Here is a 20,482-nt window from a genome sequence, read left to right as displayed (position 1 = left end):
GCTGATGGGGCATCAAACTTTTGCACAGCGGATTTCTCCGCCGGCGGGTGCGGGCCCCGATCGGGCGGGCGCTCGGCAAAGGTTTTTCACAGGAGTCCGAATCTTTTATTGACGACGGAAAAGAATGACCCTAAGTTCCCGGCCATGCCCTCTCCGCACGAGACGGCCCCGTCGACGACGCCGGCCGCTTCGCTCGTCTTCACGACTGTGCTCTCCCGGGGTCCTCTCACCCGCGCCGAGATCGCGCGGCGGACGACACTGTCCGCTGCCGCGGTCACCAAGGCGGTGCGCCCGCTGATGGAGGCCGGCTACCTGGCCGAGGGCGCGGACGAGGCGGCCCGGCCTGCTCTCGGCCGACCGGCCAACCTGGTACGTGTGCAGGCGGGCAAGGCGCTGTTCATCGGGGTCAAGGTGACAGGCGACGAGATCATCGCCGTCCTTGCCGATCTGCGCTGCCGGATCCGGCTGGCCCGGCATGTACGGCTCACCGAACGCGAGCCGGATGCGGTGATCTCCGCCATCACCGCGCTGGTGCGGGAACTCCGCACGGAGGCCGACGGATTCGGGGTGCAGGTCCGGGGGCTGGGCATCGCCGTCTCGGGCGACGTGGACCGCGCGGAGGGTGTGGTCCGCTACTCACCCTTCCTGGAGTGGCGGGACATCCCCCTCGCCGAGACCACCGAGACCGCGACCGGACTCCCGGTCACGGTCGACAACGACGTGCGTGCCCTCACCGTCGCCGAGCAGTGGTTCGGTGCCGGAGTCGGACTCTCCGACTTCGCCCTGGTGACCGTGGGCGCGGGCATCGGCTGCGGCCTGGTGGTGCACGGGCGGGTGGTGTCGGGCGCGCACGGGGTGGCCGGCGAGATCGGACATCTGTCCATCGATCCGCTGGGCCCGCTCTGCCACTGCGGCAACAACGGGTGTGTCGAGGCCATCGCGGCGGACCCCGCGATCCTGCGCGGGGTCCGCGAGGCCGCGGGCAGGCCCGTGGCCACCGCAGCGGAGGCGCTCGACCTGGCCCGCAGCGGCGACCCCGGTGTCCGAGAGGTCTACGCTCGCGCCGGTGAGGCCATCGGCAGGGCCATCGGTTCCGTGGTCAACGTGCTCGGCCCGGAGCGAGTGATCATCTCGGGTGAGGGCCTGGCTGCCCACGACCTGTTCGCCGACGGTATCCGCGAGGCGTTCGCCGCTTCCGCCTTCGGTACCGCCGCGCAGTGCGACGTGATGACACGTCCACTGCCTTTCGAGGAGTGGGCACGTGGGGCCGCGGCCACCGCGATCCAGTCCTTCATCGGTTCGGGCGCATGGCGCTCGCGAACCGTAATCGGTCCGGATCCACAACGACTCCGCCCGGCGCCCGTCGCAGATCCGGACGGATGACAGACCGCCGCTTTCCACGCCCCGGCCCGGGCGGCCCGACCGGTACGTCACCACCCGTACCTCGTCACGGAACGAAGGGCCGGCCGCGGGGCCCGCGTCCAGGTCCTGTGACTCCCTGAACGCCCGTGCCCTGCCCGTCCACATCGCTGTCCCAGTGATCCGACAACAGGAGGTCCGGCCCATGTGGTCACCCTCGTACTCAGCCCCTTCCGGGGGTGCCGCCGGCCCCGTGCGCCGGACCATACGGAGCGGGCTGGTCCTGGCCGTCACGGCCGCTCTCGCGACGGCCGTTCCCGCCGCCGCGACCCCTGCCGGGGCGAAGGGCGCCGCCACCGCGTCCCCGGCCGCTGCCTCCGCCCCGGCAGCAACAACGGGGGACGGCTCCTCCGGCCCCGCGGCCAAGCCGTACATGGGCTGGTCAAGCTGGAGCATGCAGTCCTCCAAGTACCCGGGCCTCAATCCGGACGGTGACTACAGCTATCTGACGGAGGCGAACGTCCTCAAGCAGACGGACGCCCTCGCCGCCAAACTGAAGACATTCGGCTACGACCACGTCAACATCGATGCCGGCTGGTGGATGGACAAGGACTGGAAGTCAGGTTTCGACCAGTACGGCCGGCAGCGGCCCGATCCGGTCCGTTTCCCCCACGGCATGCAGCCGGTTGCCGACCACATTCACTCCAAGGGCCTCAAGGCGGGCATCTACCTGCCCGTGGGCCTGGAGAAGGGGGCCTACGGCCACGGCGCGGTGCCGATCCGGAACGCGCCGGGCTGTACCACCGCCGACATCGTCTACCCGGACCTGCGCACGACCAACGGCTGGGACAGCGCCTACAAGCTGGACTTCGACAAGCCCTGCGCGCAGCAGTACATCGACTCGCAGGCGCAGATGTTCGCCGACTGGGGCTACGACTTCCTCAAGCTGGACGGCGTGGGCCCTGGGTCAGCCAAGTCCGGTGACAACTACGACAACGTCGCCGACGTCGCCGCCTGGCACAAGGCCATCGACGCCACCGGACACCCGATCCACCTCGAGCTCTCCTGGTCGCTCGACATCGCGCACGCCGCCGACTGGAAGCAGTACTCCAACGGCTGGCGCATCGACACCGACGTCGAGTGCTACTGCAACACGCTTGTCAGCTGGGAGAATTCGGTCAACGACCGGTGGGACGACGCCCCGGCGTGGAGCAGCAAGGCCGGCCCGGGCGGCTGGAACGACCTCGACGCGGTCGACGTCGGCAACGGGACGATGGACGGCCTGACCAAGGCCGAGCGGCAGAGCTACATGACTCTATGGGCCATCAACAAGTCGCCGCTCTTCACCGGCGACGACCTCACGAAGCTGGACAGTTACGGTGTCTCGCTGCTGACCGACCAGGAGGTGATCGGAGTCGACCAGAACGACTCACCCGTCGCGCGACCGGTCACCACCGTGGGCGACCAGCAGGTCTGGGGCACCAAGAACTCCGACGGCAGCTACACCGTCGCCCTGTTCAACCTCGGGGACTCCCCGGCCTCCGTCACCGCCGACTGGGCATCCTTCGGATTTGCCGGGAACGCCTCCGTGCGTGACCTGTGGAACAAGGAGAACCTCGGGACCCACAAGAACAAGATCACCGAAGCGCTGCCCGCGCACGGCTCGAGGCTCTTCACCGTCAAGCCCGGCGGCACCACGCCGGCGACCAGGAGCTACGAGGCCGAGTCCGCCGCCAACACCCTCAGCGGCAACGCCTCCATCGCCGGATGCGACGCCTGCTCCGGTGGCAAGAAGGTCGGCAACCTCTACACCGGCGGCAAGCTGCAGTTCAACGACATCACGGTGAAGAAGGACGGGATCTACACCGTCAACGTCGCCTACGTCAGCGGCGACCCCCGTTCGGTGACCGTCTACTCCAACAGCGGTAACGGCACCAGCCTGAAGTTCCCCTCCACAGGTGACTGGAGCACAGCCGACACCGTCAGTGTCCAGCTGGCTCTGAAGGCGGGCTCCAACTCCGTCACCTTCGACAGCGGCAGCAGCGGTTACGCGCCCGACATCGACAGGATCGACGTACCGCAGTCCCTCTGACGCACCCCCGCGGGGCCGGGCCGCGGCCTGGCCCCGCACCTGGCGGCCGGCTTCACCCGGCCGCCCCACACGCTCATCGAGTGAGCTTCCGACGAATGGCCCCCGGCCCGCGGTCGTCACTTTCCCTCACGCGTATTTCCCGGATATGGAGTGCACAACCGTGGACATCCAGCACACCGAACCACGCGACCATCGCCCCAGCCGCCGAGGCTTCCTCACTCTCGCCGCAGCTGCCGGAGCGGCCACCGCACTCGGCGGCCTGCCCGCCTTCACCGCATCGGCGGCCCCCCTGCGACCCACCGTTTCGCCCATGCTGTCCGCGGCCGACGCCGCGAAGAACCAGCTGTGGTGGGGGGCTCCCGGCTCCGCCAAGTCGATGATCGAGCAGGGGCTGCCGGTCGGGAACGGGCGGCTCGGTGCGCTCGCGAGCAACGACCCCGCCGGTGAACTCCTGATGATCACCGATGCCACCCTGTGGACCGGAGGTCTCAACGACAAACTGCAGAGCGACGGCCAGTTCCCCTACGGCCGCGACGACTTCGGCTCCTTGACCCTGCTGGCCGAACTCACCGTCGCCATCCCCGACCACGACCTGGGCAGCGTCGGCAACTACCGTCGCTCCCTCGACCTGGCCCAGGGCCTGATCAGCACCTCGTACGACATCTCCGGCGTCACCTACCGGCGGCAGGTCTTCGCCAGCCGACCCGACGACGCCGTCGTCCTGTACTTCTCCCAGCAGGGCGGCGGCTCCTATACCGGTACCGTCTCCCTCGCCGGGACCCATGGCGAGTCCACCACCGCCGACAGCGCGGGCCGCTACGCGTCGTTCGGCGCCTCCTTGGCCAACGGCCTGAAGTACGGCGCCGCCGTCACCGCCCGCAGCAGCACCGGAAAGGTCGCCGTCAGCGGATCGTCCATCTCCTTCAGCGACTGCAAGGACCTCACCGTCGTCGTCAGCGGTGGCACCGACTACGCGCCCGATGCCGCCGCGAAGTTCCGCGACCCGTCCGTGGACCCGCAGCGCCTTGCCAGGAGCAAGGTCCTGGACGCGGCCGCTCACTCGGCGAGCACCCTGCTGCACACCCACGTCGCCGACTTCCGCTCCGTGTTCGGACAACTGGACATCAACCTCGGCGCGTCGACCGCCGCGCAGCTCGAACTGGACACCTGGGAACGAATCCAGGCGCGCTACCGGGACGACGTCCCCGACCCGGAACTCGAAGCCGCCTACCTGCAGTTCGGCCGCTACCTGATGATCTCCGGATCGCGGGGCAGCCTGCCGATGGGCCTCCAGGGTCCCTGGCTGGACGGCAACGACCCGGACTGGATGGGCGACTACCACACCGACATCAACGTCCAGATGAACTACTGGATGGCCGACCGGGCGGGCCTTTCCGACTGCTTCGACGCCTTCACGGACTACTGTCTCGTGCAGCTGCCCGACTGGACGGACCTCACCCAGCGGCTGTTCAACGACCCGTCCAACAGATACCGCAACTCCAGCGGCAAGATCGCCGGCTGGACCGTGGCCATCTCCACCAACCCCTACGGCGGTGGCGGCTGGTGGTGGCACCCGGCAGGCAACGCCTGGCTCTGCCAGAGCCTGTTCGAGCACTACGAGTACACCCAGGACCGCGCCTACCTCAAGAAGGTCTACCCACTGATCAAGGGAGCGGTGGAGTTCTGGGAGGCCCGCCTCGTCACCACGACCCTCACCGACGCGTCCGGAGCATCGCGCGAGGTCCTGATCGCCGACAGCGACTGGTCTCCCGAGCAGGGACCGCTCGACGCCAAGGGCATCACCTACGCGCAGGAACTGGTGTGGAACCTCTTCGGTAACTACCGCACCGCCACCGAGGTGCTCGGCAAGGACGCCGGCTACAGCAAGACCGTCGACGGTCTGCGTGAGCGGCTGTATCTGCCCGTGGTCAGCCCCAAGACCGGCTGGCTGGAGGAGTGGATGTCGCCCGACAACCTCGGTGAGACCACGCACCGGCACCTCTCGCCGCTCATCGGCCTCTTCCCCGGCGACAGGATCCGGCCCGACGAGTCCACCCCGAAGGACATCCTCGCCGGCGCGACGGCCCTCCTGACCGCTCGTGGCATGAACAGCTACGGCTGGTCCAACGCCTGGCGCAGCCTGTGCTGGGCCCGTCTGAAGAACGCGGAGAACGCCTACCAGCTCGTCGTCAACAACCTGAAGCCGTCGGTGAGCGGTAGCAACGGCTCGGCGCCGAACCTCTTTGACATCATGGACATGGGGGAAGGCCGCGGCATCTTCCAGATCGAAGCGAACTTCGGTACCCCGGCCGCGATCATCGAGATGCTGGTCTACTCGCGGCCCGGCCACGTCGAGCTGCTGCCGGCGCTGCCCGCCGCATGGGCGGCATCCGGCTCGGTGTCCGGCGTGGGCGTACGCGGTGGCTTCGTCGCCGACTTCAGCTGGAAGAACGGCAAGGTCACCCGGGCGACACTCAGGAGTGTCGGCGGCCGCCGTACGACCGTCCTCGCCGGCGCCACATCGAGGAACGTCACCCTCGAACCGGGCCGGTCGGTCACCTTGCGGAACCTCGGATGAGCGCCGACTCGATGCACCGCACCGGACGGAGGGAACGGTCCGCCTGGCGGGGCCGCATGATGGGTGCCGTCACCGCGTTGATCGTGGCGGTCTGCATACCCCTGACCAACGCATCGACGGTACAGGCGCAGAGTGCGGCGCCCTCAGCGGCGGCCCCGGCGGGGCAGCACTCGGTGGTGACCTGGGGCGCCGCCGCCGACCGGCAGGGTGCCGGGCCCGCCGACCGCAGCTACCGGCTGATCGTGCGCACCAGCGCCGGCGGCACGGGCATGCGCATCCGGCTGTCCAACGCCTTCGGCGACCACCCGGTGACCTTCGCGAGTGCCTACGCGGGGCTGCAGAAGCAGGGTGCGGAGCTGGTCCACCACAGCAATCGCCGTTTGACCTTCGGCCGGGCCGAGTCCGTCACCGTCCCGGCCGGTGAGATCGTGCTCAGCGATCCGCTGCCCGGAAAACTGGCCGCCCAGAGCAATCTGGTCATCAGCCTGTACGTGACGGGCGCTCTGGGACCGACGACCGGCCACGGCATGGCTATGCAGACCAACTACGCGACTGCGGGCGACCACGCTGCCGAAGAGGGCGCGTCCAACTGGACCGACCCGATGGGCTCCTGGTATTGGCTGGACGCCGTCAACGTGGAGACGTCCATGGCGGTCGGCTCGGTGGTCGCCCTCGGCGACTCCATCACCGACGGATGGGCCTCGACGACGGACGGGAACCGTCGCTGGCCCGACTATCTCTCCCGGCGGCTCCAGGCAGCGTCCGGGATCCCGGTGAAGGGAGTGGCGAACGAAGGCGTCTCGGGCAACAAGGTACTCGCGGACGGCAACGGACAGTCCGCGCTGAACAGGTTGCAGCGTGATGTGCTCTCCCAGCCAGGTGTCAGCACGGTGTTCCTGCTTGAGGGCATCAACGACCTCAAAGCACACACCGGCGTCACGGCGGACGACCTGATCGCCGGCTATCACCAGATCATCGACAGGGCGCACGCCGCGGGCAAGTGTGTCGTCGGCGCGACCGTGATGCCGTACAAGGGCTGGTCCGAGTACGACGCTCCTGGTGAGGCCGTGCGCCAGGGCGTCAACGACTGGATCAGGAGCGACGGCGAGTTCGACGCAGTGACGGACCTCGACAGGATCATGCGCAATCCGTACGACCGGCAGGAGATGCTGCCGTTCTTCGACAGCGGCGACCACGTCCACCCCAACGACAAGGGGATGCAGGCGATGGCCGACGCTGTCGATCTGCCGGCTCTGCGGTGCGACCGCTGAGCCGGCAGTCCTATCCGGTGCGGCGGGAGACGGCGCGCGTGGTACCGGCGACGGTCACCGGCCGTATCGGTCCGTCCTGACGGACCGGCCCTCCCGGTCGGCCGTCGTCCGGGAGGGTGGATTCGCGCCCTGACGCCCCGTCATGCGTCAGGGCAGACCACCCGGTCGGCACATGCTGGTCGCCGTCCCGCAGCCGGCCGGTCGCCCACACACTCACCAGGCCGGTGAGCGACAGATAGCCACAGGCCGGCCATGGGCTGCCCGAGCCGAGCGCCAGCAGCGCGGTCATGATCAGCGGAGTGACGCCGGACGCGAATATGCCGGACATCTGGTAGACGAACGACATACCCGTGTACCGGACCGGTGTGGCGAACAGGCCGGCGAACAAGGTGCCCTGGGCGCCGTAGAACCACGCGTGCACGATCCCCAGCGTGACGACGAGCGTCGCCGCGAAGGGCCAGGTACCGCCGGTACCGAAGAGCCAGAACGCCGGAAAGACGCTGACGGTGAAAGCGGTCAGGCCCGTGAGGTAGACCGTGCGGGCCCCCCAGCGGTCGACCGCGGCCCCGGACAGCGGTATCAGTACGGCCATGACGAGCGCCGCTGCGGTGACGGCGAGCAGTACCGGAGTGCGGTCCAGCTTCAGCGTCCCGGCCGCATAGGTGATCGCGAAGACGCCCCAGGTGTTGAAGGCCGCCCCCTCGCCCCACCGAGCGAGCATTCCGAGCAGGACGTGCCGGCGCGCCGCCGGGTCACGCACCACCGCCACCAGCGGCGCCGCTCTCGGCAGTTCCTGAAAACGGCGCGCGGCACGGAAGGCCGGCGTTTCGTCGATTCGAAGACGCACGGTCAGCCCGACCACGACGAGCAGCAGGCTGATGAGGAAGGCGATCCGCCATCCGTAGTCGAGGAACGCGGCTTCGCTGAGCACGTCGCTCAGCAGCGCGAACACGCCGGTACCCAGTGCCAGTCCGAGCGCCAGCCCGATCTGCGGATAGCTGCCGAACCGGCCCTTGCGCCCCGCAGGTCCGTACTCCACGGCCAGCAGCACCGCGCCGGCCCACTCCCCGCCCAGGGCGATACCCTGCACGACCCGCAGGACCAGGAGCAGCGCGGGGGCGAGAATGCCCACCTGCTGGTACGTGGGCAGCAGGCCGATGAGGGCGGTGGAGACGCCCATCAGGCCCATGGTGAAGGCCAGGGTGTGCCGGCGGCCGATCCGGTCGCCGATGTGCCCGAAGAGCAGGCCGCCTATGGGGCGGGCGACGAAACCCACTGCAAACGTCGCGAACGACAGCATCGTGCCGACCGTGCCGTCGGCCGTGGGGAAGAACAGCTTGCTGAACACCAGCCCGGCAGCCGTGCTGTAGAGGAAGAAGTCGTACCACTCCACGGTGGTGCCCAGCAGGCTGGCGAGTACCACGGTTGTCAGCCGCCCGTCGGCGGAGGAGCCCTGTTCCGGCCCAGGGGCGCCGGCCGGTGCCTGCGAGGGTGTGGGGACCGCGCTCATCGGGCGGCGAACGGGACGAAGCCCGCCTCGACGGTTTGCGGGCCTGCGGGGTGCTGCCACAGGCCGCGCTTCTCCAGCAACGGCAGAACGCCCTCGCCGAACCAGTACGCCTCTTCCAGATGTGGCACCCCGGACAGGACGAACTCCTCTATGCCGAGCTGGTGGTACTCCTCGATCAGGTCGGCGACCTCCGTATGACTGCCCACCAGCGCCGTGCCGGCGCCGCCGCGGACCAGTCCGACGCCTGCCCACAGGTTGGGGTGGATCTCCAGGTCGCCCGTGTCCCCGCTGTTGTGCAGTTCGCGCATACGCCGCTGCCCCTCGGACTCGCTGGTCGCCAGCCCTTGCTGCACCCTCTTGATGCGCTCCGGATCCATGGCCTTGAGCAGCCGCTCCGCCTCCGCCCACGCCTGCGCCGAGGTGTCCCGGCTGATGGTGTGCAGCCGGATGCCGAACCGTACGGTGCGGCCCTGCGCGGCGGCCAGTGAACGCACCCAGTCGATCTTCTGTTTCACCTGCTGCGGCGGTTCGCCCCAGGTCAGGTACACGTCGGTGTACCGCGCCGCCACTTCACCGGCGGCGGGCGACGAGCCGCCGAAGTAGATCTGCGGCGCGGGTTCCGGCAGCCGGCTCAACTCGGCGCCCTCGACGCGCAGATGCTCGCCGCTGTGGTCGACCCTTTCACCGGCCCACAGCCGCCGGACGATGTCCAGGAACTCTCCGGTCCTGGCGTACCGCTGGTCCTTGTCGAGGAAGTCGCCGTACGCACGCTGTTCGGCGGACTCCCCGCCCGTCACGACGTTGAGCAGCAGCCGGCCGTGCGACTGCCGCTGGTAGGTCGCGGCCATCTGCGCCGAGAGCGTCGGGGTGATCTGGCCGGGACGGAAGGCGACCAGGAACTTCAGCCGCTCGGTGACCTGGGTGAGCATGGCCGTGGTCAGCCAGGCGTCCTCGCACCACGCGCCGGTCGGGGTGAGCGCCCCGGCGAAGCCGAGCTGCTCCGCGGTCCGGGCGATCTGGCCCAGGTACTCGACGGAGGCCGGACGGTCCCCGCCGGCGGTGCCTGGCGTGGAACCGTGGCCGCCGCCGACGATGTGCCGGCTGTCACCGGTCGTGGGCAGGAACCAATGGAAGGTAAGGGCAGACATGCTGGCTCCGAAGGCCGAGGATGGTGTGCCGGGCATGCCGGATCAGGCATGCCGCAGTGGCCCGGCGACGTACGTTCAGGTACGCGTCAGGGCACGCAGGGAGGCACGGAGGGAACGCGGCCGCAGCGCTGTGCGCTGTGCCGTGGGGATGCGGATACGGGAGTAGCCGAGGGCCGACCGGCCCTGCGGCTCCATGGGCCCGGCAGGGGTCAGTCGCGACAGGTGGCGCTGGACTGACGGCACAGGTCGACGTGCAGGCGTCCCACAAGGAAGGCGGCGGCAGCGGTCATGTCAGGCATTGTGCGGGAGACGCCCCACCCGGTTCAAGTGCTCCCCGGCCGGCATTTCGCCAGGTGAGACGGGCAGTTGCTCCGGGTGCGGCTCTGTTCAGCACCCGATCGGACGAGCACGGGGGCCGCCGCACCCTCCACGACCGGCAGCGCCGGACGGCGTCGGCCCGCAGAACACCGTGGAAAGCCGGCCGCCGCCGGAATGGATTGTCCGGCGGCAGCGCGGTGGTGGCGGCCCCGTGTCCGGCCGTCACCGTCCCCCGGCGCTCATCACGCCCGCGCCGGGATGACGGCCGATGTCAGCGGTGGCCGACCGACAGCGGGTCGAAGGCGACGCGGGTCGTCGTCCCGTCCGTCCAGTGGACCTCGACGGTGTCCCCCTCCACCCGCACCTCGCTCACCGCTTCGGCGAGCGGGGAGGCTCCGGGTTCCGCGGTGAGGGAGGCCAGGGCGACGAGCAGCATGGCGGGCTCGGCCTCCGCGCTGAGCCGGGGCACGGATGCCCAGCGGGTGAACGCGGTGCCCTGCGGGGCCCGTACCTCGTCCCGGGTCTCCCAGCCGTGCAGTCCGAGCAGGTCGGACCTGGCGCCGTCGCGGAGCCCGGTCGCCCAGCCGGTGTGCTCCACCCGGGCCCCGTCGGGTGCCCCGAGGACCCGGTGCACCCGTAGCTCGTAGCGTCCGCGGACCACCGTGACGTTCTCCACCCTCAGCCCCGGAACCATCGGCGCGCCCGATGTGAAGACCGGGCGGTGCCACGAGCCGGCCCACCCCCACCCGTCCCCGTGGCCCGCGCCCAGCGGGCGGATGGCCCGCCGGCCGCTGCGCGCGCCCGCCACCACCACCGCCAGATGGTTGTCCGCCGCGTTCTCCCGGGCCGTCGGGCCGGTGACCGTCGAGTAGGCCTGACGGCTGTAGAGCGGGTCGTCGGGGGCGCCCGACTCGCCCTGATGCGGGCCGATGTGGTCGGTGCCGTGGTTGTGCAGCCGGACGATCCCGTCCGCCTGCGTGGTCTGCACGAGCAGTCCGGGCGCCGGCAGCGCCAGCACCCGGTCGGGGCCTTCGCTGGGCGCGCTCTCCTCGGTCGCCGTCCACAGCGGGTGGTCGGGTGGGGCGAGCAGTGAGACGAAGGCCTTGGACGCCCAGTAGGGGGACGCGGGACCCGAGTAGTGCTGGAGGGTGGCGGCGTGCGGGCCGTGCCAGCCGAGACTCAGCAGGCCGTCGTCGCCGGTAGCGCCACGGTCCAGGAAGTAGCGCAGCGAACCGCTGGCCAGCCGTCGTGAGGCACCGGGGGTCAGCGGGGTGTGACCGGTCAGCGCGCCGAGCGCCACCGCAGACGAGGCCGCGAAGCGGTAGGTCAGCGAGCGGCCGAAGTGGAGCGGCGCGCCGTCGGCCCCGAACAGCAGGGAGAAGCCCTCCAGGTGCTCGCGCAACCGTCCTCCGTAGTGCGCGGACAGTACGGGATCACCCGAGAGATACGCGTCGAGCACCGGATACAGGTGCAGCGCCCAGCCGTTGTAGTGGTCGAAGGCGCGGCCGTCGCCGTCCGCGTACCAGCCCTGTCCGCGGTACCAGCCGTCGAGCAGCTCGATCGCCCGCTCCCTGGCACGGGTCGTCTCCGCGTCGCCGCGGCCGACCGACTCCAGGAAAGCGGCGACCGAATAGGGGAAGAGGTACCAGTTGTTGGGTGCCGGTGTATGGCGCAGCGAGCCCCGCAGCCATTCCTCCGCGCGATCCTGTGTACCCGGGTCCAGCTGGTTCCACAGCCAGGGCCTGGTCAGTCGCAGGCCGATGGCGATCGACGCGGACTCGACCATCGGCTGGCCGAACACCGTGTGGTCACGGATCAGCGGCCAGGACTCCGTGTCGTCCCGGCCGGGTGTGCGAGTGCCTGCGGTGAGCCCGTGCGCGTACCGCTCCAGCCAGCCGTGCGGGTCCTTTCCCTCGGCCCCGGCGACCCGGAAGGCGGCGGCGAGGAAGGTGCGTGCGTACCCCTCCAGTCCGTCGGACCGCACCCCCGAGCCGGATGGCCGGCCCGGCAGGTCGAGCATCGCCCGGCCGGGTGTGGCCCACTTCCACGCCGCGTGCAGCAGACCGTCCGCTGCCCCCTCCCAGTGCGCCCGGGTGTAGCCGGTGTGCGGACTCAGAACGCGGTCGTCGGCGGGGAGTCCAAGAGGAGATGTCATGCGAGAAACGCCAGCCTTTCGCGGTGTACGGGGTGGGCGAAGCCGTCGCCCGCGGCCCAGCGGGCGACCTCGCCGACCGCGAGGTCGGCCAGCCGCCGCCACTCGTTGCCCTGGGAGCCCGCCAGATGCGGGGTGATCAGTGCGTTGTCGCACTCCCAAAGGGGGTGCTCCGGCGGCAGGATCTCGGGGTCGGTGACATCGAGGATCGCCCGGATCCGGTTCTTCCGCAGAACGTCCAGCAAGGCATCCTGGTCGACGACCTGGCCGCGCGAGGTGTTGACGAGTACGGCGTCCGGGCGCATCGAAACAAGCAGTTCGCGGCTGACCAGACCCCGGGTGGCGGGCAGCAGCGGGGTGTGGACGCTCACCACGTCACTCTGCGCGAAGAGTTCACCGAGCCCGGTCTGCCGGACACCGAGTGCGGCGGCCTCGGCGGCCGACACATACGGATCGTGCAGCAGCACCCGCAGGTCGTAGGGCGCCAGCAGTTCGATGACGCGCCGCCCGATGAGCGAGGCGGACAGAATGCCCACGGTGCGGCCGTAGTTGCCCACATCGGGCGGGGTGTCGAGCCAGTCGTCCCGGCGCCGCGTGGCGCGCAGGGAGCGGGCGCGTTCCAGCACGCGCTTGCCGGAGAGCAGGATCATCGCAACGGTGTACTCGGCGACCGGCAGGGCATTGGCGGCAGCGGCCGAGGACACCTCGATGCCACGTTCCCAGCAGGCTTCGGTGATGTGACCGCGGACGCTACCCGCCGTGTGTACGACGGCACGCAGCCGGGGTGCCGCTGCCAGGACAGCCGCGTCGAGCGGCGGACAGCCCCAGCCGGTGAGCAGGAGCTCCGCGTCGGCCAGGGCGGCGCGCGCCCGGTCCGTGGTCAGGTCGTCGAGCACCGGCAGCGGCGCCAGGTCACAGACCTCCGCCAGTGCTGCCAGAGATCCGGGGCCGAGTACGGCGGTTGCCGCGTGGCGACTCATAGCCGGTACGGTGCGCGGACGGGGGCGGGAGTGGGGGATGGTGCTTGGCATCGTTCTCCTGTGCGGGGAGTGGTGGCCGGGCGGGTCCGGTTACTTGACGGCACCGGCCGTGAGCCCCGAGCGCCAGAAGCGCTGGAGCAGCGCGAAGGCGAGGATCAGCGGAAGTACCGCGAGCAGTGAACCCATGATCACCACGGGGTAGTACTCGGGAGAGACAGTGGCGGAGCTGTTCCAGGTGTAGAGACCGAGACTGACCGGATACAGGTCCTGGTCGGAGAGCATCACCATCGGCAGGAAGAAGTTGTTCCAGATGGCGGTGAGCTGGAAGAGGAAGACGGTGACCAGGCCCGGTCCCAGCATCCGCAGTGCGACCCGGAAGTAGGTGGCCAGCTCGCCGGCGCCGTCCACCCGCGCGGCTTCGAGCACCTCATCCGGCACATAGCCCTGACTGAAGATCCTTCCGAGATACACGCCGAACGGGTTGAAGAGCACGGGGATGAAGACCGACCAGAAGGTGTTCACCACGCCGGTCGCCGATGCCATCAGATAGAGCGGCAGTGCGAGAACGGTCTGCGGCACCATGACGGCGGCCAGAACAAGGCCGAACAGTTTCTCCTTGTGAGCGAAGCGGTACTTGTCGAAGGCGTAGCCGCAGGCGACGCTCAGCAGGGCACCGAGCGCTGCGCCGAGGACGGCGTACAGCAGGCTGTTGCCGTACCACCTCGCGTACTCCCCACCGTCCATCGCGAACAGGTTCTTCAGGTTGTGCAGGAACGAGAAGTGGCTGGGCGAGAGCAGCTTGCTGCCGAAGAGCGAGTCCTGGTCCTTGGCCGCCGCGAGCACCAGCCACAGCACGGGCAGCAGGGTGTACAGCACCGAGACGCCCACCACGAGACGGACCACGGAGCGGCCGAGCAGCCGGGGCCGCAGCGCGGCCGCTGTACGGGAGGCACCGGTCGTGCTCATCGGGCAGCCTCCTGGGGGGAGTTGGTGCGGCTGGTCCAGCGGGTCACGCCGTAGGAGAGTGCGATCGTCAGGATCAGCAGGATCACTGAGGCGGCGGCGGCCAGACCGTAGTTGTTACGGGTGAACGCGGCGTCGTAGACGTACATGCTGGGCGAGAAACGGGAGCTGATCATCGGCGTGGACTGACCGAGCAGCATCGGCTCGGTGAACAGCTGCAGAGCGAAGATGAGGGTGAACATGGCCACCATCACGATCGACGAGCGCACCAGCGGGGCCTTGATCCTCAGTGCGATACGCACCGGTCCGGCGCCGTCGACGTGCGACGCCTCGATGATCTCGCGCGGCACGGCCTGCAGCGCCGCGTAGAAAACCACCATGTTGTAACCGAGATTGCTCCACAGTGCGATGTTCACGATCGACGGGATCACGGTGTGCACGCCGAGGAAGTCGACGGTGATGTCCGCCCTGCCGAGCAGGTCGATCACCGGACTCAGCCCGGGGGTGTAGAGGTACAGCCAGATGACAGCGGCGATGATGCCGGGCACGGCATGCGGAAGGAACAGTCCGAGCTGGGCCCATGAGCGCAGCCGCACGACTCCGGAGTCGAGCAGCAGCGCCAGGGCGAGTGCGCCGATCACCATCAGCGGTATGTAGAGCACGCTGTACAGGACGATGGTGCCTAGCCCACTGAGAAACGTAGGGTCCGTCAGCACCGCGGTGTAGCTGCGCAGTCCGACGAAGACCCGGTGCTCGGGGCCGAAGCCCAGTCCCGGCTCGTCATCACTGAAGAAGCTCAGCCATACGGCTGTTCCCACCGGGATCAGGAAGACCGTGGCGAGAAGGATGAAGAAAGGTGTCATCAGGATTCCGCACGCACCGAGTTCTCGGCGCCTGGCCGTCCTGCGTGTGGAGTCCGCCGGCCCGGAAGCCGAGGGCGCCTGCGCCTTCTGCAGGCCTGCGGCCGGCCGGAGGGAAGCGGGTGTGTTGGCGGGGCTGGTCATGGGTGTCACTTGCCTCTCTGCTGCTGGGAGGTCCTGCTGCTGAGATGTGTCCGGTGCGGGAGGTCGTGGTGCGGGCCGGAAATCTGGCACCCCGCAGCGCTGCACATCAGTTGCTGCGCTCGGTCGTGGCGAGGCCCAGTGCCTTGAGGTCCGGCATGGTGCCGCGTTGCGCCGCGCCTACGGCTTCGACGAGGGAGTCCTGTCCGTCGCTCGCCCGGGCGAAGCCGTCCTGCATCACCCTTCCGGTCGCCGTCATCCGTGGCCCCCAGACCCAGCCGTCACGTATCTTGTGCGCTTCCTTCTCGAAGAGCGTGTAGATGTCCTGGCCGCTGTAGTAGCGGCGGTCGAACGCCTTACGGCCGACGGCGACAAGCCCCGGGGCGGCCGGATACTGACTGCTGGCGCCGCTGGAGAGCCGGGCGCGCAGCGCGTCGGGATGCGCCACCTGCCACTCGATGAATTCCAGGGCCGCCTCCGGGTGCGCACTGCTCCTGGTGACCGCGAAGGTGGAGCCGCCGTGGGTGCCGATGGCGGGCTTCGCCGGGTCCCACTGGGGGATCGGGGCGATCGCCCACTGTCCCTGCTGGGCCGGGTGGGCGGACATCTGCGCCCCGGCGTCCCAGGCGCCGCTGAGCCGGACGAGAGCCAGGCCGTCGCCGATCTGAGCGTCGTTCTGCTGACTGTCCACGGCGTTCACGAACACCAGGTCCTGGTCGATGAGCCGCTGCCAGTAGGCCGCCACCCGGCGGCTCGGCCGGTCGGTGAGCGAGACGTTCCAGGCACCTCCCGAGGTGTCGAACCACTGGGCGCCTGCCTGCCAGGCGAGCGCCGCGAACTGCATGGCGCCGTCCGTGGGGAAGGTGGTGAGCCTGCGGCCGCCGCCCCTGCCGCGCACGATCCGGGCCGCATCCTCGAACTCGTCCCAGGTACTCGGCACTTCGAGTCCGTACTGCTTGAACAGGTCGGTGCGGTAATGCATCACCATCGGCTCGACATCCAGCGGCACGCTGAAGACGCGCTTCTCGAAGGTGGTCAGCCCCAGCGCCTGGGGAAGCAGTCCGGCGCGCAGCCGGTCGCTGATCATCCCTGTGATGTCACGGGCGACACCGTCGATGGCGAAACCGGGGAGCTGGGGGTATTCGATCGTGGCGACGTCCGGGGCGTTGCCCGCCCGGGCGGCGTTGCTGAGTTTCGCGTAACCGCCCTGGCCTCCGGTGGGTATCTGCTGGAAGTCCACCTGAATACGGTCATGGGTGCGGTTGAAGGCGTCCACCACTTCCTGGCTGCCGCGCAGCGCGGACCAGAAGGTGATGTGTGTGGCGCTCCTCGTTCTCTTGGTGCTGAGGTCGCGGTCACTGCCCGCTGCTGATGACGGCCCGTCACTGCCGCTGCAGGCGCTCAGCGCACCCGTCAGTGGCAGGGCGGCGATCGTGGCGAGCACGGACCGGCGGCTCTGTCGACCAGGCATGGGCGCCTCCCGCGGCTGCTGATTCGAGACACGGGGAATCCTGATCGGCTGATCGGAGTGGGTCAATAGATCGATCAAAAGGAAGTTGAAGCGGTCAAACGATCAGTTGTCTGACGGTGTCTCGGGCACGGCGTGCGCAGGGGTGTGGGCCTGTGCCGATCCGCGGACTTTCAGTACCGGCAGCAGTTCCGTCCTGCGTACCGGTGCGGTGTCGCCGGCCGGTCGCGACAGCCGGTGCAGCAGCAGTCCGGCAGCCGCCCGCCCGATCTCCGTCTTCGGGGGTGAGACGGCGGTGAGCGGAGTACTGCCCAGCCCGGCGACCACATCGTCGTAGGCCACGACCGAGCAGTCCTGCGGCACCCGCATCCCGCTCTCGGTGAGCCGTTGCACCAGCATCAGCGCGTCCACGTCGCCGTGCAGTACCGCCCCGGTGGCTCCGCGCTCACGCAGCAGCCCGGCCAGATCCAGCGGATGGGCTTCGTGCGGCGCCACGGCCGGCCGAACGGACTGCGCCCCGCCGGTCGCGTGGTGCCACGCGGGGCCAGGGCCCGGCACGGCGTCCGGAGTGCTGAGAACCACCTTCCAGTCCTCCACCTCCGGCCTGGCAGCGGCGATCTCGGCGAACGCGGCCCGCACGGTGCGCGCCGTGGGGCTGTCGTCGCGGGCCGCCAGCACGATACGGCGGTGCCCAAGGGACACCAGATGATCGATGGCGAGGTGGACCCCGTACCAGTGATCGGAACAGACCGAGTCCAGCGCGTGCAGCGCGCTGCCCGGCCGGGGGCGCCGCTCCATCAGGACGGTGGGCACCCGCACATCCGCGAGCCAGCCGTAGTCCGCCTCTTCCGAGACGGCACTGCGCCACCGCGGTGCGATCAGCAGCCCCCGCGCGCCGTCGGCCAGCGCCCGCTCCACCAGCGGCCGTTCCGCGCCCGCCGACTGCGAAGCGATGTGCAGGGCGATCCGTATCCCGGACTCCTCCAGAACGCTGCGGGCACCGTGCAGGGTCTCGTAGAGGTACGAGTGCCGCTCCGGTACGACCAGGGCGACCGCGCCACTCTCCCCGGCCGGCTCGCCGGACCGCGCGGCCGGAGCGCCGGGCAGCGCCTCGACGTCGTCCACCGGCCGGGCCACCCCGTGCCCCCGCCGCAGCTTTCCCGCGCCGGCCAGTTCCTCGACGTCGCGCCGGACGGTGACCACCGAGACCTCCAGCTCGGCGGCCAGCACGCTGACCTTGACTGCGCCGCGCGACTGCACCACCGAGAGGATGCGCTGACGCCTCAGTTCGACTGGCTCCCGCATGCTGTGGCCCTCTCGCCGTACCGCTCCGCACCGTTCGTTTGAACGCTTTGACTGAGCGTCTGTCGCAGCATAGCGACCGGCCCCCGGCTGTCCACTGCCCGCCGTCCGGGCCGCTCCTCCGTCGTGGGGCCGGGCTTCGGGGAGCCGGCCGGACTATTCGGTTGCCCGCCGGGGTGCCGCCTGCTGTACTTCGTGCGCCAGGAAATCGACCCGGGAGCTGATAATGCGCGGATCTCTCATGTTCATTCGGACAGGAATTCACCCCTATTTCGAGGACATGGAACTTCGTGCGAACACTGAACCTGGGAATTCTGGCCCATGTCGACGCCGGTAAGACCAGTCTGACCGAGCGGCTGCTGCATACCGCGGGTGTCATCGAAGAGATCGGCACCGTCGATGACGGAAATACCAGTACCGATACCCTCGAGCTGGAGCGGCAGCGGGGCATCACCATCAAATCGGCCGTCGTGTCCTTCGACATCGACGATGTGACGGTCAATCTGATCGACACACCGGGACACCCGGACTTCATCGCCGAGGTGGAACGCGCGCTGAGCGTGCTGGACGGCGCCGTGCTGGTCATCTCCGCCGTGGAAGCGGTGCAGGCCCAGACCCGCGTCCTGATGCGGACGCTTCAGCGCCTCCGCATCCCGACCCTCTTCTTCGTGAACAAGATCGACCGGACCGGCGCCCAGGGCGAACGCACACTGCGGGACATCACCGGCAGACTGACCAGGGCTGCCATCGCGATGGGCACCGCCCATGAAGTCGGCACGCCAGAAACGGTGTTCGCGCCGTACGGCCCCGATGACACCCACTTCACGGAGGCGCTGACCGATCTGCTCGCCGAGAACGACGACGCGTTCCTCGCTGCCTGTGTCGATGACCGCACCACGGTCCCGTACAGCGGTCTGCGGCAGGTGCTCGCAGTGCAGACCCGCCAGGCACTGGTGCACCCGGTGTTCTTCGGCTCGGCTGCGACGGGTGCGGGTGTGGACGCGCTGACCGCCGGAATCAGGGAGCTGCTGCCCTCCTCCGAAGGCGATGCCGACGGCCCGGTCTCGGGCACCGTCTTCAAGGTCGAACGCGGCCCGGCCGGCGAGAAGATCGCCTATGTGCGTATGTTCTCCGGGAGCGTGCACACCAGGCAGCGGCTCCGGTTCGGCCGGGACGGTGAGGCAAAGGTCACCGCGATCGGCGCCTTCGAACGCGGTACGGCCGTCGAACGGCCATCGGTTGCCGCAGGGCAGATCGGCACCGTCCGAGGCCTCGGCGAGATCCAGGTGGGCGATGTGATCGGAGAGCCGCGCAAGGGCGCCCCGCCGCGCCGTCAATTCGCCCCGCCCACGCTCGAAACGGTTGTCGTTCCCCACTGCCCGTCCGACAGCGGCTCCCTGCATGTGGCCCTCTCCCAACTGGCCGAGCAGGACCCGCTGATCAATCTGCGACAGGACGGGACGCGGCAGGAAGTCTCCGTTTCGCTCTACGGCGAGGTCCAGAAAGAGGTGATTCAGGCAACGCTGGCGAGTGAATTCGGTTTGGTTGTCTCCTTCCGCGAGACCACTCCCATCTGCATTGAGCGGCCCGCCGGAACCGGGGCCGCGGTCGAGTACATCGGGAAGGATCCCAATCCCTTTCTCGCCACGGTCGGACTGCGTGTCGAACCGGCACCGGTTGGCAGCGGCGTGGCCTTCCGGCTCCAGGTCGAACTGGGCTCGATGCCCTACTCCCTGATCAAAGCAGTCGAGGACACCGTGCGGGAGACCCTGGGCCAGGGGATGCGCGGATGGCAGGTCACCGACTGCACGGTCACCATGACGCATTCCGGTTACTGGGCGCGGCAGAGCCACTCGCACGGCACCTTCGACAAGAGCATGTCGAGCACCGCAGGGGACTTCCGCAATCTGACGCCGCTGGTACTGATGAGCGCACTCCGGCAAGCGGGCACCACGGTGCACGAGCCGATGCACCGTTTCCGGCTCGAGGTCCCGGCCGACGCGTTCGGTGTGGTGCTGCCCGTGCTGGGGCGGCTGCGCGCCGTTCCGCACACCCAGTCCGTGCACGGCGCGTCGTACCTCCTGGAGGGGGACATCCCCGCGGCCTCGGTGCACCGGCTGGCGCAGCAACTGCCGACGCTGACCAGCGGCGAGGGCGTGATGGAGTCCGTCTTCGACCACTACCGGCCGGTGGTCGCGGAGATTCCGTCCCGGACCAGGACGGACAACGATCCGCTCGACCGCAAGGGGTACCTGCTGCGGGTCGTACGGCGGGTCGCGGGGCAGGAAAGCACCGGCTGAGCGGACCGGCGGGGACAGGGCGCCCTCCTCCCTGGGGGGC

The 20,482-nt window shown here is 69.4% G+C and carries 14 protein-coding genes; 5 read left to right on the top strand and 9 right to left on the bottom strand.

The window, feature by feature from the left end; all coding sequences use genetic code 11:
• Positions 1-144 precede the first annotated feature (144 nt).
• The 4 genes from OHS16_RS03260 to OHS16_RS03245 all read left to right on the top strand — a co-directional run bounded on the left by OHS16_RS03260 (position 145) and on the right by OHS16_RS03245 (position 7,300).
• Positions 145-1,383: an ROK family transcriptional regulator gene (locus OHS16_RS03260; protein WP_328535618.1), complete on the top strand. Its 1,239-nt coding sequence runs from the start codon at positions 145-147 to the stop codon at positions 1,381-1,383.
• 181 nt (positions 1,384-1,564) lie between these two features.
• Positions 1,565-3,451 carry an alpha-galactosidase D gene (locus tag OHS16_RS03255; RefSeq protein WP_328535617.1) on the top strand — a complete coding sequence of 629 codons (1,887 nt, stop codon included), beginning with the start codon at positions 1,565-1,567 and terminating at the stop codon, positions 3,449-3,451.
• A gap of 160 nt (positions 3,452-3,611) precedes the next feature.
• Positions 3,612-6,029, top strand: coding sequence for a glycosyl hydrolase family 95 catalytic domain-containing protein (locus tag OHS16_RS03250; RefSeq protein WP_328535616.1), 2,418 nt, complete (start codon positions 3,612-3,614; stop codon positions 6,027-6,029).
• A 59-nt stretch (positions 6,030-6,088) separates the two neighbouring features.
• A complete protein-coding gene (locus tag OHS16_RS03245) occupies positions 6,089-7,300 on the top strand; it encodes an SGNH/GDSL hydrolase family protein (protein WP_443042738.1) in 1,212 nt (403 codons plus the stop codon).
• A gap of 10 nt (positions 7,301-7,310) precedes the next feature.
• Here the strand turns inward: OHS16_RS03245 and OHS16_RS03240 are convergent, their stop codons facing one another.
• The 9 genes from OHS16_RS03240 to OHS16_RS03200 all read right to left on the bottom strand — a co-directional run bounded on the left by OHS16_RS03240 (position 7,311) and on the right by OHS16_RS03200 (position 18,145).
• On the bottom strand, positions 7,311-8,810 hold the full coding sequence (locus OHS16_RS03240) for an MFS transporter (RefSeq protein WP_328535614.1): 1,500 nt from the start codon (positions 8,808-8,810) through the stop codon (positions 7,311-7,313).
• Positions 8,807-9,958: an LLM class flavin-dependent oxidoreductase gene (locus OHS16_RS03235; RefSeq protein WP_328535613.1), complete on the bottom strand. Its 1,152-nt coding sequence runs from the start codon at positions 9,956-9,958 to the stop codon at positions 8,807-8,809. Before OHS16_RS03235 ends, OHS16_RS03240 begins: the two co-directional genes overlap by 4 nt.
• 209 nt (positions 9,959-10,167) lie before the next feature.
• Positions 10,168-10,248, bottom strand: coding sequence for a putative leader peptide (locus OHS16_RS03230; RefSeq protein WP_328540696.1), 81 nt, complete (start codon positions 10,246-10,248; stop codon positions 10,168-10,170).
• Positions 10,249-10,547: 299 nt separating this feature from the next.
• A complete protein-coding gene (locus tag OHS16_RS03225) occupies positions 10,548-12,431 on the bottom strand; it encodes a DUF2264 domain-containing protein (protein WP_328535612.1) in 1,884 nt (627 codons plus the stop codon).
• On the bottom strand, positions 12,428-13,459 hold the full coding sequence (locus OHS16_RS03220) for a hydroxyacid dehydrogenase (RefSeq protein ID WP_328535611.1): 1,032 nt from the start codon (positions 13,457-13,459) through the stop codon (positions 12,428-12,430). The genes OHS16_RS03225 and OHS16_RS03220 overlap by 4 nt, the downstream gene beginning before the upstream one ends.
• A gap of 39 nt (positions 13,460-13,498) precedes the next feature.
• On the bottom strand, positions 13,499-14,374 hold the full coding sequence (locus OHS16_RS03215) for a carbohydrate ABC transporter permease (RefSeq protein WP_328535610.1): 876 nt from the start codon (positions 14,372-14,374) through the stop codon (positions 13,499-13,501).
• Positions 14,371-15,375: a carbohydrate ABC transporter permease gene (locus OHS16_RS03210; protein WP_328535609.1), complete on the bottom strand. Its 1,005-nt coding sequence runs from the start codon at positions 15,373-15,375 to the stop codon at positions 14,371-14,373. The genes OHS16_RS03215 and OHS16_RS03210 overlap by 4 nt, the downstream gene beginning before the upstream one ends.
• Positions 15,376-15,481: 106 nt before the next feature.
• A complete protein-coding gene (locus OHS16_RS03205) occupies positions 15,482-16,843 on the bottom strand; it encodes an ABC transporter substrate-binding protein (RefSeq protein ID WP_328535608.1) in 1,362 nt (453 codons plus the stop codon).
• 102 nt (positions 16,844-16,945) lie between these two features.
• The gene (locus tag OHS16_RS03200) at positions 16,946-18,145 is read right to left on the bottom strand and encodes a substrate-binding domain-containing protein (RefSeq protein ID WP_328535607.1); all 1,200 of its coding nucleotides are present in this window, start codon (positions 18,143-18,145) and stop codon (positions 16,946-16,948) included.
• Between the two features lie 287 nt (positions 18,146-18,432).
• Here OHS16_RS03200 and OHS16_RS03195 point away from each other — a divergent pair, with 287 nt between their 5' ends.
• Complete coding sequence (locus tag OHS16_RS03195) at positions 18,433-20,442, top strand: translation factor GTPase family protein (RefSeq protein ID WP_328535606.1); 2,010 nt, start codon at positions 18,433-18,435, stop codon at positions 20,440-20,442.
• The last annotated feature ends 40 nt before the right edge of the window (positions 20,443-20,482 follow it).

This window comes from Streptomyces sp. NBC_00344 (assembly GCF_036088315.1).
Lineage (GTDB): Bacteria > Actinomycetota > Actinomycetes > Streptomycetales > Streptomycetaceae > Streptomyces.
The sequence above is the reverse complement of the archived record's forward strand: the minus strand, read 5'-3'. Positions and strand labels throughout refer to the sequence as shown.